Origin of the sequence: Sphingomonas pollutisoli, from assembly GCF_029167165.1 — a bacterium.
Lineage (GTDB): Bacteria > Pseudomonadota > Alphaproteobacteria > Sphingomonadales > Sphingomonadaceae > Sphingomonas > Sphingomonas pollutisoli.
The window spans coordinates 551,183-566,332 of the sequence record NZ_JARFNJ010000002.1 but is presented as its reverse complement, the minus strand read 5'-3'; the positions used below and the strand labels follow the sequence as shown (position 1 = coordinate 566,332).

Here is a 15,150-nt window from a genome sequence, read left to right as displayed (position 1 = left end):
CGGACACAAAAAAGGGAGCGGCGAACCGCTCCCTTTTTCTTTGTCGTCGGTCCTTGCGGGCGGTCGCTTAGAACGCGGCGCCCAGCGACACCACGACGCCGGACCCGGAAATGTTGCGGGTTCTGTCGTGCTGATCGGTGATGAACGAATCCTTGTTCGTATCGACATAGCTGACGCCGAGCGTGAGGTGGTTCCACGTCACCGCACCGCCGAGGCCCCAATCGGTGTAATTGTCGCCGATCGAAAGATAGCTCGGGCCGAAGGTGTGGCCGAGATGCGCGGTGAAGCTGATCGGGGTGTTGGGCACCGAGGCGGCGAGATCGCCAGCGAGATACACATTGTCCTCGGCACCCTTGCCGACGCTCAGCGCCTTCTGCTTGGGCGCGTAATTGACGGTGACCTTGCCGTTAACCGGACCGAACTGGGTCGAGACGTCGAAATAGGGCTCGGCGAAATCGGTGTTGGCGTGGCCGCCGCCGGGATAGTAATAATAGAGCACGCCGCCATCGAGCTTGATGCCGTTGATCGTCTTCGAATAGCCCGCGATCAGATCGACTTCCTGATCGCTGCCGTTTGCGACATAATCATCGATCGAGGAGCCCCAGACGGTCGCGTAGAGGCCGGACTCGTGCGAGATCGTGAAGGTGCCCTGCAGCGCCACCTTCTTGTCGGTCTGCGAGATGCCGCGGAACCTGTAGTCCGAGATCAGCGTAGCACCGCCAGAAACGGTGAACGCGGGAGCCGGAGCTGTGGGCGCGTCGTCCGCGAAGGCGGGCGTGGCGGAGGCGGCGAGCAGCAGCGCGCCGAGCGAGAGTGTGGAGAAGCGCATCGTTTTCCTTTCGAAATGCGTCGTCCCCGCCTGCTTCCGTGGGCATGTGCGTCTGTAAGGGAAGCCCTCCGCGCAACTGGCCGTTGGAGGCTTTGATGTGCCGGTGCTCATGGTGCAGCACAACAAAATTTTGCTGGTTTGTGTCTGTTTTGTTGCCAGTGTGGTGGCCGGGCAACACGTCTTCCTTTATGAGACGTGCGCGCGGAAGCGGGCGAGCCCGGCGTCGAGGTCGGCGATCAGATCGTCGGTGTCCTCCAGCCCGATCTGGAGGCGGATGATCGGTCCGGCATCGGCGCGGCGTGTTGCGGTGCGGTGGCGTGCGGGATCGACCGGCAGCGCGAGGCTTTCGAACCCGCCCCAGCTAAAGCCGATGCCGAAATGGTCGAGGCCGTCGATCAGCGCGGCGCGCGCCGCATCGTCCCCGCCGTTCAACACGAACGAGAACAGCCCCGACGCGCCCTTGAAGTCGCGCGCGAACAGCGCATGGCCGGGGCAGGAGGGCAATGCCGGGTGTAGCACGCGTGACACTTCGGGGCGCCCCGCCAGCCATTCGGCGATGCGGAGCGCGCTCGCCTGATGTTGGCGCAGCCGCACCGCCATCGTCCGCAAGCCCCGCGATCCGAGCCACGAATCGTCCGGGCTCGCGACCTGACCCAATTGAAAGCTGGTATCCCGTAGCTTGCCGAAATGCCCTGGTGCCGCCGTGACCGATCCGAGCATCACGTCCGAATGGCCGACGACATATTTGGTGCAGGCGAGGATCGACAGATCGACGCCATGTTCGATCGCGGGGAAGAACAAGGGCGTCGCCCAGGTGTTGTCGAGTAGCGTCACCACGCCGCGCGCCTTCGCCGCCGCGCAGATCGCCGGCGCGTCCTGCACCTCGAAGGTGAGGCTGCCGGGGCTCTCCATCAGGATCGCGCGCGTGGCGGGGCCGATCAGCTCGGCGATGCCGGCCCCGATCAGCGGATCGTAGAAGCGCGTGGTGATGCCCATCCGCTTGAGCAACGTGTTGGCGATCCCGCGCGACGGATCGTAGGCACTGTCGACGAGCAGCAACTCGTCGCCGGGCGACAATACCGAAAGCAATGCCGCGGCGATCGCCGCGACGCCCGACGGATAGAGGAACGTCGCCTCGGCGCCCGGCTCGAGTTCGGTGAGCGCGTCGGCGAGGCTCCACTGGGTCGGCGTACCACGCCGGCCGTAGAACAGGCGATGGTGCGTGTCGGTGGCGCCCGAGGCGCGGAGGTCCGCGACGCTGTCGTACAGGATGGTCGAGGCGCGCCAGACCGGGGTGTTGACGATGCCCTGGGTCCAGTCTTTGCGCCGTCCGGCGGCGACGACGCGGGTCGAATCGCCCTTACCGTTCGCGCTCATGCCTCGCCCGTCGCCTTGGGGGTAGCGGGATCGGCCCCCCATTCGGACCAACTGCCGTCATAGAGCGCACCGTCCGCGCCGAGCAGATGCGCGCCGAACAGCAGCCCGGCGGCGGTGATGCCCGATCCGCAGGTGGTGACGAGCGGCTTCGCGAGATCGATTCCGGCCCCGTCGAACGCAGCCCGCAGCGCGTCGCCAGTCTTCCACGTGTTGTCGGCGTTGAACAGCGTCGCATAGTGCAGGTGTTTCGAGCCGGGGATATGGCCGGGAGCGACGCCCGGGCGCGGGTCGCCTTCCTCGCCGGTGAAGCGGCTCGCCGACCGCGCATCGAGCACCTGCTCGGCACCGCTGTCGATGTTGGCCTGCATCGCGGCCAGATCACGCACGTCGTCTCGCATTGCGGCGATGGTGAAATGGCGGTGCCGTGGCGAGGGTTCGCCGCTTTCCACGGCGCGGCCCTCGGCACGCCATTTGCTGAAGCCGCCGTCGAGGATCGCGACATCGCGCACGCCGAAATGGCGCAGCATCCACCATGCGCGTGCCGATGAACGCACCGGGGATGCGTCATAGATCACGATCCGCGTGCCATCGCCTAGGCCAAGCGACTGCATCCGGCTCGCGAATTTCTCGGGCGCGGGCAGCATGGTGGGGAGGGGGCTCGCCGTGTCCGCCACCTCGGCCAGATCGAGAAACACCGCGCCCGGGATGTGCGCGGCCGCGAACTCGGCCCGCGCATCGCGCTTGTGCTCGGCAAGGTGATAGCTCGCATCGACGATGCGCAGATCGGCCGCGCCCAGTTCTGCGGCGAGCCATTCGGTCGATACCAGCGAGTCCATGTTCACACCTCATCGTGTCTGGGGGCGGGGCGGTGCAGCCCTCGAACCGCGTCCTAGCCCTGCATCCCGGCGTCGTCGAGGCGCAGTGGCGAACCCGCGTGTACGACACTACATAGCCGGCATGACTCCAAAGCATCTCGGCCAGACCAGCGCGCTTCCTTCCTCGCCCGAGGAAGCCGTGCTCGATTACGTTCCCAACCCGCGTCGCGGGCGCCCGTATCTGGTGCGCTTCACCGCGCCCGAATTCACGTCCCTGTGTCCGGTGACGGCGCAACCCGATTTCGCGCACCTCGTCATCGATTACGCGCCCGACGCGACGATCGTCGAATCCAAGTCGCTCAAGCTGTTCCTCGGCGCCTTCCGCAACCATCAGGCGTTTCACGAGGATTGCACGGTCGGCATCGGCGAGCGGCTGTTCGCGGAAATGCAGCCGCTGTGGCTCCGCATCGGCGGCTATTGGTATCCGCGCGGCGGCATTCCAATCGACGTATTCTGGCAGTCGGGCTCGCCCCCAGAAGGATTGTGGCTGCCTTCGCAGGACGTGCCGGGGTATCGCGGACGAGGCTGAGCGGGAACAATATTGATTCAAATCAATGGGATTCGATATGCCGCGATGCAACAATAATGCAACCATATCGCGGCCGAACCGTTTGAGGATGCGTAGCGGGCGTTAAGCCCTTGTTCATGCAGGATGGCCTTTGATGACACGATCAGCAGACGTGCTCCCTTCTGTCGATCATATCGCGCTGCTCGGCAATTTCCTCCCGCGTAAATGCGGCCTCGCGACATATACGACTGATACGTTCACCGCGTTGAAGGGCCGCTTCCCCGACCTGAAGGTCGATGTGTACGCGATGGACGATCATCCGGGCCGCTACGCATATCCCCCGGAAGTGACGATGAGCATCCCCGAGCAGGATCGCATCGCTTACTCCGAAGCGGCGCGGGCGATCGAACAGAGCGGCGCACAGGCGCTGTGGGTCCAGCACGAATATGGCATCTATGGCGGCCCCGCGGGCGAGCATTTGCTCGCGCTGCTCGACCGCGTCACCATTCCCGTCATCGTGACGTTGCACACCATCCTCGAACGCCCGAGCGCGGACGAGCGCCGCGTCATGGAGGGGCTGTTGCGCCGCGCCGCCAAGATCATCGTGATGGCGGAGCGTGGCCGTGAGATTCTCGAGCGCGTCTATGGTGCGAGCGCGCGTACCCTCGCGATGATCCCGCACGGCGTGCCCGATCGTGAGTTCGTCAACCCCGATACGCTGAAGGCGCGGTTCGGCTGGCAGGGCAAGCAGGTGATCTTCACCTTCGGCCTGCTCGCGCCCGGCAAGGGCATCGAAACGATCATCGACGCGATGCCGGCCATCACCGACAAGCACCCGGACGCGCTGTATGTCGTGCTTGGCGCGACTCATCCGAACCTCGTCGCGCACGAGGGCGAGGCGTATCGCGACCGGCTCAAGGCGCTCGCCGCCGAGCATGGCGTGGCCGACCAGGTGGCCTTCATCAACGAGTTCGTCGAGCATGACGATCTGATCGATTATCTCCAGGCGGCCGACATCTATGCGACGCCTTATGTGAACCCCGCGCAGATCACGTCGGGCACGCTGTCCTATGCGGTGGGCGTCGGCAAAGCGGTGGTGTCCACACCGTATGTCCACGCGACCGAGATCCTCTCCGACGGGCATGGCGTGCTGGTCGATTTCGGCGACAGCGAAGCCTTCGCGCGCGAAATCAACGCGTTGCTTGGAAGCGATCGTAACCGCATGCGGCTGTCGCAGCGTGCCTATGAGCGTGGCCGCACGATGATCTGGCCGCGTCTCGCCGAGCGAGCGATGCGCGAGATCGTCGGAATGGTCGCGGCCCGACCGCGCCGGATCGCGGGGCCAAGCACGTCGCTCACCCCGCTCGACCCGGATTTCTCCGCAGTGGAGCGGATGAGCGATTCGACCGGCATGTTTCAGCACGCGATCTTCTCGGTGCCTGACCGTCGCCACGGCTATTGCATCGACGACAATGCCCGCGCGCTGATGCTGACGTGCAAGATGGACGCGCTCGCCGACGACACGCGCGACAAGTGGATGACGATCTACGAATCGTTCCTCCAATATGCCTGGAACCCCGAGGCGCGCCGCTTCCGCAACTTCATGCGCTTCGACAGGACGTGGTGCGAGGAGGTCGGATCGGAGGATTCGAACGGCCGCACGCTCTGGGCGTTGGGCGTAACCGCGCGCGACGCGCGGCATGCCAAGCACCGCGACTGGGCCGTGGCGATGTTCGACATGACCGCGAGCCTCGCCTTCGAACTCGGCAGCCCCCGCGCGCACGGCTTCGCCATGCTCGGCGCGGCGGCGATCCTTGAAGCCTTCCCCGGACACGCGCTCGCGCGCAGCATCCTCACGCGCTTCTCGACCGAACTGCTGGCGTTGCTTGAAGAGGCGCGCCGCCCCGAATGGGAGTGGTTCGAGATCGTGCTGGCCTATGACAATGCGCGTCTGCCCGAAGCCTTGCTCCGCGCCGGCAAGGCGCTGAACCGCGACGATCTGATCGCCTGCGGCACCGCGACGCTCGACTGGATCATCGCGCAGCAGACCTCGCCCGAGGGCCGCTTCCGCGCCGTCGGCAGCGAGAGCTTCAACCGGCCTTATCAGCCGCCATTGCCGTTCGACCAGCAGCCGCTCGAGGCGCAGGCGACGATCGAGGCGTGCGAGGCCGCGTTCGATGCCACCGGCGATCAGCGCTGGATCGACGAGGCGATGCGCGCGTATCTATGGTATCTGGGCGTCAACGATCTCGATCTGCCGCTCGCCACCGTACAGGACGGCGGCTGTTTCGACGGGCTGATGCCCACCGGTCTCAACCGGAACCAGGGTGCTGAATCGATTTTGGCGCTGCAACTTGCCTCTTGCGCGATTTCGGGGCTTTCAAAACGGGCCGAAAGCGTGGCAGGACCGGATCGCGCCGTCGCGTAGCCTCGCTCGCGACGCCGCGGGTGCGGACGATTGGCGAGGCTTAGGCGTGATAGATTTGTTTCACCATGCACTGCGGCTGCATGCCGATCCGTCGCGGGTCGTCGTGCGCCCGTTCCACCTCGCCTGGGCGAATAACGGGCAGGGGCCGAGCCGCACCGAGCGGATCGTCAACGCCGTGCTCGCACTCGACGCCGCCGAGACGAGCGCCGAGCTGGAGATCGTGCTCAAGGATTTCGAGGCGCGGCACTGGCAGACGCGGCGCGTGTTCATGACGCGCTATGACGAGATCGAGGGGATGCTCGGCCTGAATGGCGCGGCGATCGACGACGAGAAGCGACAGTTGATCGGCGCGTATTTCTGCCACGAATATAGCTATGCGGCCGCCGCGCTCATGAACCCTAGCGCGGTGCCGCACCACGACCAGTCGGGCATGCCGCCGGGGTCGCAGCGCATCCTCATGTCGCTGCGCGCGGTCGGCGAGGGGCACATCTCCTCGGTTGCGTTTCGCGAAGGCATCATCACTGACAACAATGAGTTGAAGCTCGCCCCGGAGCCGCCCTTCGCGACCGCGACCGATATGGTCGGCGTCGACGAAGAGCATGTGCCCGAGGGCCCGGTGACAGTGTACCGTCACCGCGACTCGACTCTGTCGGGCACGGTGATCTTCCCGATCACCAACGCGCAATCGAAGGGTCTCGAGGATCTGCGCCTCGTCCATTTCCAGCACGATGACGGCTCGTGGGAGTGGCTCGGCACCTATACCGCCTACAATGGGTCCGCGATCCAGTCCGAGTTGATGCGAACGCGTGATTTCCGCGCGTTCGATCTGGTGCCGATGACCGGCCCGGCCGCGCGCAACAAGGGGATGGCGTTGTTCCCGCGCAAGATCGACGGCCGCTATATGATGATCGGGCGCCAGGACGGCGAGAATCTGTTCCTGCTCAAATCCGATACGCTCACGCATTGGGAGGAAGGCGAAAAGCTGCTCGCCCCGGAACTGCCGTGGGAGCTTGTGCAGATCGGCAATTGCGGGCCGCCGATCGAGGTGGATCAAGGCTGGTTGCTGCTGACCCACGGCGTTGGCGCGATGCGCAAATATGCGATCGGTGCGGTGTTGCTCGACAAGCACGATCCCTCGAAGGTGCTGGGGCGGACCAAGGAGCCGATCCTCGCGGCGGCGGACCAGGACCGTGAAGGCTATGTGCCCAACGTCGTTTATACCTGCGGCGCGCTGCGGCACGGGGACAAGCTGTTCGTGCCTTACGGCGTGGCGGACAGCTCGGTCGCATTCGCCTTCATTCCGATCGCGAGCCTGCTCGCGGCGATGTGACGGGGCGCCGGTCGGTCAGCGAAGCTGGTCGATCAGCGCGCGGAACCGCCGGGCGCGGATATCGAAGCTGAACTGGTGTTCGTACAACGCGCGCCCCGTTGCGGCGATGTGCGCGGCCAGCGCCGGTTCGGCGAACATCGTGTCGATCGCGCGAATCCAATCGGCGGGGTCGTCCGGATCGCAGAGCATCGCGCTATGCCGGTCCGCGACCATGCGTTCCACCGAGGGAATGCGGGACGCCACCACGATCCGCCGCGCCGACAGATATTCGACGATCTTGAGCGACGAGAGATCATCCGCGCGTACGAACGGCGCGCCGTCACCGCCGAAGCCTGCGCGTTCGTAAGGCGCCAGGCCGACGCGGAAACTCGCGAGCGCGGCGCCGACGTCGGTCGGGTTCACATAGCCGGCGAGCGTGACGTTGGGGAGCGCCGCGAGTCGCGCCGCGGAGGGTGGATCGCGCGAGGGGTCGCCGTAAAGCACCACGCTATAATGGGGCGCGAGCCGCGCGATCGTCTCGACGAAGCCGACGCCTTTGCCCGGCATGAAGCTGCCGATGAAACCGATATCGTAACGCGGGCGGATGTCGGCCCCCCCGGCGAAATCGCGCGCCGCGCTCGCAATCATGGCCGGCTCCCCGCCTTTTCGCCTCAAGAGCGGATCGAGTTCATCCACCACACCCTGCGACAAGGCGGCAACACGCAGCCGGTCCGACCGGACCAGGTGCAACAGCCGCCGCCACACCGCCCAATGTTTGTAGGTCTCGGAATGCTGGTGCAGTTCCAGCACGGTTCGCCGGCCCAGCGCCGCTGTCAGCAGCGCGACTTGCGGCATGCGTGTGATGATGATCGCGCGGGCGAACTCGGGCCGGCGCAGGGCGGCGGCGTATGCGGGATAGTGCCCGGCATTGTCCGGTACGCTCAGGTTGCGGAACCGCACGCGCGGATGTGGCTGATAGGTCGCGGTGATCTCCGCCGTTGTTCCACCGCCATCAGGGGAAACGACGCATATACGCTCCCCGAGGGCCGCGAGCGCGGAGCATAATCCGATAACGGCGCCCGAGTTCGCGGCTTTGTTAGGCAGGGTCTGCCCATAGAGATAGACGATCGTCGGCGTGTCGGCCGCGCCCGGCGGGCCGATCATATGGCGCGGCCACGCTGACGGATCAGCGCGCGAAGGACGCTGTCGACCAGCCACGATGGCGCCGTGAACAGGACGAAGCCCAAGAAGAGCGCATCCGCGATCGCCATCACCATTTCACCCGACCAATAGCTGAGCCGCGCAACCGCGACCGCCGCCAGCACATGAAACAGGAGCAACGCTCCGGCGAGCGCCGCCGCGCGGGCATGAATCATGATGGTGCGCGAAAGACTGGCGTGCAGCAGCCGCACCGCTTGGCCCAGCGAGAGGGCGTAGAACAGCCACACCGCGATCGACGTGCTGAGCGCGACGCCCGCCGACTGCCAACGCACCGCGATCAGCGCGCCCGATGCCAGTGCGACGAGATATACAAACTGGCGCAGCGCCGCCGAGCGTGCCCGCCCGAACCCGACCAGCACGCTCTCCGAAACCTTGTACCCGCAACGCGCCACCAGCGCCGAGAACAGGATCTGGACGAGCGGGATCGCCGCCAGCCACTGCTTGCCGAGTAGCGCGCGTACGATCGCCTCGGCGTGGAGGCAAGAGAACGTTCCCGCGACGGCGAACAGCGGAACCGCGACCGCCAGCGCACGCTCGAACGTGGCGCGCGCCGCGCTGCCGCCGTCCTGCAGCCCTGCGAAGATGGGCACCAGCACGCGCTGCATCGGCCCGCTCGTCGCGGATACCGCGATGTCGAGCAGGCGCCAGCTTCGCGAATAATAGCCAAGTTGCGCCAGACCCAGAAAGTGACCGGCAACCAGACTGGTGCTGGAGAGCGCCGCCCAGTTGAGCAACTGGTTGAGCGCGAAAAAGCCTTCGGTCGCGCCGAGTTCGGACAGGCCGGCGCGCGAAATGGTGACGCGCCACGGCAGGCGCGCCTTGCGCGAAACGATCGCCGTCTCGACGGCGCTCATCGCGATCGTTCCCAGCAGCAAAGACCACGCGCCGCAGCCGCTGATCGCGAGCGGCACCGAGACGAGCAGCGATCCGCAAGGCGCCGCGACCAGTGAGGCGAGCGAAATCGCCTTGTAGCGTCGCTCCCGCTGTAGCACCGCACAGGCGATCACGAACACCGCGCGTAGCAGGATCACGCTCGTCGCGGCGGCGATCAGTTCGGCGAGTCGGTCGAAATGGAAGAAGCGCTCGATCAGCGGCGATGTGGCGACCAGCGCGCCCGCCAGTATCACGGCGACCAGCAGGCAATTGCCGAGCGCGATGCGCACCCGTTCACGGTCGAGTTTGGGGCTACGGATGATGCCGACGCCGAAGGTGCCGTCGAAGACCGCCATCGACAGCGAGATGACGATCATGACCGGCACGAGCTGGCCGAATTGCTGAGGGGTCAGAAAGCGCGACAAAATCGCGGTCGTGACGATCGACAGCGCTATGTTGCTGGAGCGCCCGGCGACCAGCCAGGCGAGACCGCCGGCGGCGCTCTGCCTTCCCGGACGACGAACGCCGCCTGCTGCGGCGGCTTCAAGACCGGCCATCATCATGTCCGATCGTCGCGTGGGCGGTATGGCCGTTGAAGAGTTTCGTCACGAGCGTGGCGAGCATGGGCTCCAGCACGGCGTTGCCGGCTGCGCCGGGGTGAGATGCATCCCAATACAATGGGGTTCCAGCCGCATCGGTCACGGCGCAAAGCGACCGGCATGTGATGTCGGCGGGATCGACGATGGCGTCCGGCCGTAGCGCGTCGATCGCGCGATTGAGCGGAACGAACGCAGCGCGATGATCGGCCAGAGTGTAGTGCAACGGTGCGAGGCTGCTACGGGCCACCGCACGCCCCACCGACGTGGTGGCGCCGGGCAAGGAACGGACGATGCCGATCCGAACGCCCATCGAGCGATAGACGGCGACAGTCCGCGATAGCGCACGCGTGACATTGTCGAGGCGTGATGCGGCATCGTAACTGGTTCGTCCCGCGAAGATGGTGTTCTTGGCGCTGAGCACGTTACGCCAGTTTGCGACGAGGATGATCGCCGCCGGCTTCACCGCACGCACATAGGCGGCCATCGCCGCGCTCGCGGCCGCGCAGCCGCGCGACGTCTCGACACGATCAAGGCCGAGCAGCGGCGGGCAGCCGGGCTTCGAAATCAGCCGCGCCGGGATGTCCGATCGTTCGAGCGCAGCCGAAAACGCCGGCTTCAACGCCATGGCTTCGGAATCGCCGAGGATGACCAGGCGCGGTCGTCCGCCCGGCCCGACATCGCAGACGCCGACTTTCTTGCGGATGCCGATCTTGTGGGCGGCGGCGCAGCGATACGCCGCCTCCATCGCGGCGCCTTCGCGGATGGACAAGTCGACCATCCGGTTCTGCATGGACGTGAACCGCGCGGGCAGGCCGTTGCCGGCGATCAATATCGCGGCGACGGACATCCCCGCTGTCAGGCAGGCGCCGCCGAAGCTCCACACGAAGGGCTTGCCGCCGCCCTTGCGCAACGGCCGCTCGACGAAGCGCCATGACGCGGTGGCGACGGCCAGCGAGAGCAGGATCGCCACCACGGTAAGGTCCGGCGACATTGGCATGCCAAATTTCAGGCCCAGGAAGACGATGATCGGCCAGTGCCAGAGATAGAGCGAGTAGGAGATCAGACCGAAGAATCTCAGGCCGCGACTCGACAAGGCGACCGCGCAGGAGGTTCCGCGGCTCGCCCACAGGATCGCCGCCGCGCCCGCGCATGGCGGCAGCGCGGCGATGCCGGGGAACAGCATGGACTCCTGAAAGGTGAGTACCGGGATCAGGATCGCGCCAACCCCCGCCCACGCCAACATGGCGGCATATCGGCCCGAATAGGCGGGGATCAGGGCGACGAGTGCGCCGATCAACAGCTCCCAGGCGCGTGTCGGCAGCATGAAGAATGCGGTGCTGGGGAAACGGTGAAGAACAAGCTCGTTGACCACCAGCGATCCCACGATGCCGATCATCACGATAGGCCGGATCGCGGATCGCGCATATCGGACCATGAGCCAGAGCAGCAACGGGAAGATGATGTAATATTGCTCTTCGACTGCAAGCGACCATGTGTGCAGCAACGGCTTGGTCGCGGACTCGGCGTCGAAATATCCGTCCTCGCTCCAGAACAGGATGTTCGACATGAACAGGCAGGTGGCGAGGATTTGCCGCCCGAATGCCGCGAATTCATCGGGAAGGAGGATGAACCAGCCGATCGCCGAACTCGCCGCGAGCATCGCGAACAGGGCAGGGAACAACCGCCGGATCCGGCGTTCGTAGAAGTTCAAGATGCTGAACTTACCCGCGGAAATCTCGCGATAGAGGATCCCGGTGATCAAAAACCCGGATATGACGAAGAAGACGTCGACTCCGACGAATCCGCCGCTGAAGACGGTCACGCCGGCATGAAACAAGATCACCGGTAGTACCGCCAGCGCGCGCAGCCCGTCGATCTCGGGCCGATATCGCAGCGCTTCGGGCGAGTGGACCTGCCCGACCTCCGGCCTGCTTCCGTGCATGAACGCTCAACCCCCGTCGATGCGTTCGGGATCGCTTCCCGAACTCAGAATGCGGGGGCCTCTGTATCACTTCGTCGAAGCTTTGTGCGGTGCAGCGCGAATGAGATTGGGCGGTTTTGGGTGCAATTCTCGCGCGTCACCGCGCGGATCCTACTTTACGCGAGCTCTGCCCGCGTATGCCTTCAAGGTCTCCGTTGCGCTGTATGCGGAAGGCGCGCGTGATCCTCGCGGTCAGCGCACGACGCTCATCGTCCGCCGGTACAGGGCAGCGGCCAGCACGATGAAGCAGAGTGTCCCCGTCACCAACGCGATCTGGGCGAATCCCGGACCGACCAATGCCATGGGCGCGTCGCTGCCGGCCAGATACACGATGAAGGCGAACGCCACGCCCCACAGGCTCTCGCCGACGATCAGCCCGGTCGCGGTCAGCGTTCCCATCCGCTCGGCGACTTCGGGGTTGTGGCTGCGCCGTGCCCAGCGATCGTAGCAGAAGCCGACGATCGAACCCGCGACGGTCGGCAGGATCACCGACATCGGCAGATAGATGCCGAGCGCGACGCCGAGCGGCGGCAGCCGCAGCAGCTTCAATCGCCCGAGCGCCTCGTCGAGCACGATCAGCGCCACGCCGGCGAGCGCGCCATAGCCGAGCATCGTCCAATTGGCGTCGCCCGACAGCACCCCCTTGGCGAGCGCCGAGATCAGCCCCGCCTGCGGCGCCGCCAGCGCATTCGGCCCCGCACCCGGCGCGCCGACGAAGCCGATGCCGGTGTTGAGCACGTTGAGCACTGGCGGGATGATGAGCGCGCCGAACACCACGCCGATCACCAGCGCCACCTGCTGCTTCCACGGTGTCGCGCCGACGAGCTGGCCGGTCTTGAGATCCTGCAAATTGTCGTTCGAGATCGTCGCGACCCCGAACACGATGCCGGTGACGATCAGCGCATAGGCGATCAGCGCGCGCGTGGTGTCTTCGCCCGGATGCTGGCCGAACAGCCCGACCAGCAGCAGCGCCGAGCCGATCGCGGCGAGGATGCCGATCCCCGAGACCGGCGAGTTCGACGCGCCGATCAGCCCGGCCATATAGCCGCACACCGCCGCGATCATCAGCCCGGCGACGAGGATGAACACGAGCGCGCCCGCGATCAGCGATACCGCCGATCCCGACAGCGCACCGCCCGCCAGCACGTCCCACAGCAGCCACACGATCGGCAGGAGCGTCAGCAGCGCGGCCGCGCCGACCCACAGGATCGGCAGGTCGCGCTCTTCGAGAGCGAGCGTTTCACCCGCCTGCCGCGCCGCGCTCGCCGCCAGGGCGGAACGGATGCCGCCGAGCACGGGGCCGGCGATGCGCAGCAATGTCCAGATCGCCGAAACGCCGATCACCCCGGCGCCGAAGAAGCGCACCTGCCCCTTGAAGATCGCACCGACCCAATCCGCCACATCGCCCGGCATCGGATGATAGGCGGTCATCACCGGAACCAGCACCACCCAGCCGATGACCAGGCCAAGCGCCATCGCCGCGCCCACCGAGATGCCGACGAGATGCCCGACACCGAGCAGCGCGAACGAGAGACTCCCCGAGATTCCCGTCGCGCCCGCGCCGACGCGGAAAGCGGTGGCGGCGGTGTCGGTGATGATCTTGGTCTGCGTGGCGATCGCGAACCCCGCCGAGGCGAGGCTGTTGAGGACAAGTACCTTCAATCCGGTCGCGCTTTCCTCGCCGCCCTCGCGCGAGCCCGCGCCGACTTCGAGCACCTCGGCGGCCGCGACGCCCTCGGGATAGGGCAGATCGGTATCGACGACGAGCGCACGCCTGAGCGGCACCGAGAACATCACGCCGAGGATGCCGCCGGTCGCGGTGATGAGCGCGGTTTGCACATAGGGGAAACCCTGCCACCAGCCGATCATGACCAGCCCCGGCAGCACGAAGATGATCGCCGATAGCGTACCCGCCGCGCTCGCGATCGTCTGGACGATGTTGTTCTCGAGGATTGACCCACCGGGCAGCAGCCGCAGGATCGCCATCGAGATCACCGCCGCCGGGATCGACGTCGCGAAGGTCAGCCCGACCTTCAGACCGAGATAGACGTTGGCGGCGGTGAAGAAGAGCGTGATGATCCCGCCCAGGATCACACCGCGGATGGTGAGTTCGGCAAGGGGCTTGGCGGTGGTCTGCATGGCGCATCGTTGCATGATCGCGGCGGCCAAGCACAGCCCTTTTTCTGTGCCACCACTCACCCGGAGAGCGGCCGTCGCGAGCACTGTGCTGCTGTTGCCCCTCTCCCAACCCTGTCTCGGAGGGAAGAGGGCTTTCAGAAGAATGCGGCCTTTTCCTCTTCCACGCGTTGGCGGGGCATGAAGAACATCTGGTTCATCACCAACCCCGCGTCCGGCTCCGCCACGGGGGCCAAGGCCGAGGCGCTGCTCGCCGTCTTCGAGGAGCGCGGCCTCGCGCTCGTCGGGCGCACCGCCTTCCCCAAGGACGACCTGCCGAGCGGCGACGCGCTCGACGCCGCCGGCGCGGATACCGTCGTTCTGTTCGCCGGCGACGGCACGATCAACGCAGCCGTCTGCGCGCTCGCCAAATGGGACGGCGCGATCCTGATCCTGCCTGGCGGCACGATGAACCTGCTCGCCAAGGAACTCCACGGCACCGCCGATCCGTCCTCGATCATCCACGCCGCGCACGAGCGGGGCGAGATCGTCTCGCTCCCGTTCGTCGAGGCCGGGCAGCACCGCGCACTGGTCGGGCTGATCCTCGGCCCGGCGACGAGTTGGGTGCATGCGCGCGAACTGGTGCGATCGGGCAAGCTGCGCGGGCTCGTGCGCGCGCTTCGCCACGCGGTGCGGCGCACCTTTTCGCGGGGCATCCGGCTGGAGGGCGTGCCGGGGCTGGAGCATCACGCGCAGGCCGTGTTCGTGCGGCCCGGCAAGGAGCGCCTCGATATTGCCGCGGTCGACGCGCGCGATTTCCGCTCGATCGCGGCGCTCGGCTGGGAGTGGCTGACCGGTGACTGGGTCGCGGCGCGCGCGGTGACTCAGGTGTTCGCGGAACGGTTCCGCATCGGCGGCCGCAAGCCCGTGCTCGCGCTGTTCGACGGCGAGCCGGTGATGCTCGATCCCGCCACGCAGATCTGCGGCGGCAGGACGAGCGAGATGTTCATCCGCACGCTGCGCGCGGACTAACAG

Annotated in this window: 11 protein-coding genes; 4 read left to right on the top strand and 7 right to left on the bottom strand. The window is 66.3% G+C overall.

From position 1 onward, the window contains the following. Positions 1–67: 67 nt before the first annotated feature. From PX554_RS05990 to PX554_RS05980, 3 genes are all read right to left on the bottom strand, one after another. The gene (locus tag PX554_RS05990) at positions 68–829 is read right to left on the bottom strand and encodes a TorF family putative porin (RefSeq protein ID WP_275499772.1); all 762 of its coding nucleotides are present in this window, start codon (positions 827–829) and stop codon (positions 68–70) included. 186 nt (positions 830–1,015) lie between these two features. Beyond that, entirely contained in the window at positions 1,016–2,206 is a 1,191-nt protein-coding gene (metC, locus tag PX554_RS05985; protein WP_275499770.1) for a cystathionine beta-lyase, read from the bottom strand. Next, the gene (locus PX554_RS05980; protein ID WP_275499768.1) at positions 2,203–3,042 is read right to left on the bottom strand and encodes a sulfurtransferase; all 840 of its coding nucleotides are present in this window, start codon (positions 3,040–3,042) and stop codon (positions 2,203–2,205) included. The genes metC and PX554_RS05980 overlap by 4 nt, the downstream gene beginning before the upstream one ends. Positions 3,043–3,163: 121 nt before the next feature. On the opposite strand from PX554_RS05980, the gene queF reads away from it, so the two are divergent. From queF to PX554_RS05965, 3 genes are all read left to right on the top strand, one after another. Beyond that, positions 3,164–3,610, top strand: a complete 447-nt coding sequence (queF, locus tag PX554_RS05975; RefSeq protein ID WP_093221491.1) for a preQ(1) synthase — start codon at positions 3,164–3,166, stop codon at positions 3,608–3,610. 133 nt (positions 3,611–3,743) lie between these two features. Continuing rightward, positions 3,744–6,017: a glycosyltransferase family 4 protein gene (locus PX554_RS05970; RefSeq protein WP_275499765.1), complete on the top strand. Its 2,274-nt coding sequence runs from the start codon at positions 3,744–3,746 to the stop codon at positions 6,015–6,017. Positions 6,018–6,063: 46 nt separating this feature from the next. Next, positions 6,064–7,347 (top strand): glycoside hydrolase family 130 protein, encoded by a 1,284-nt coding sequence (locus tag PX554_RS05965; RefSeq protein ID WP_093221486.1) that lies wholly within the window; start codon positions 6,064–6,066, stop codon positions 7,345–7,347. Between the two features lie 15 nt (positions 7,348–7,362). Here the strand turns inward: PX554_RS05965 and PX554_RS05960 are convergent, their stop codons facing one another. The 4 genes from PX554_RS05960 to PX554_RS05945 form a co-directional block, all read right to left on the bottom strand. Further along, positions 7,363–8,490: a glycosyltransferase family 4 protein gene (locus PX554_RS05960; RefSeq protein ID WP_275499763.1), complete on the bottom strand. Its 1,128-nt coding sequence runs from the start codon at positions 8,488–8,490 to the stop codon at positions 7,363–7,365. After that, a complete protein-coding gene (locus PX554_RS05955; RefSeq protein ID WP_275499761.1) occupies positions 8,487–9,977 on the bottom strand; it encodes an oligosaccharide flippase family protein in 1,491 nt (496 codons plus the stop codon). Before PX554_RS05955 ends, PX554_RS05960 begins: the two co-directional genes overlap by 4 nt. Continuing rightward, a complete protein-coding gene (locus tag PX554_RS05950; protein ID WP_275499759.1) occupies positions 9,964–11,961 on the bottom strand; it encodes an acyltransferase family protein in 1,998 nt (665 codons plus the stop codon). The genes PX554_RS05955 and PX554_RS05950 overlap by 14 nt, the downstream gene beginning before the upstream one ends. Before the next feature lie 231 nt (positions 11,962–12,192). Continuing rightward, entirely contained in the window at positions 12,193–14,139 is a 1,947-nt protein-coding gene (locus PX554_RS05945; protein WP_275499758.1) for an OPT family oligopeptide transporter, read from the bottom strand. 177 nt (positions 14,140–14,316) lie between these two features. Here PX554_RS05945 and PX554_RS05940 point away from each other — a divergent pair, with 177 nt between their 5' ends. After that, positions 14,317–15,147, top strand: coding sequence for a diacylglycerol/lipid kinase family protein (locus tag PX554_RS05940; protein WP_275499756.1), 831 nt, complete (start codon positions 14,317–14,319; stop codon positions 15,145–15,147). Positions 15,148–15,150 lie beyond the last annotated feature (3 nt).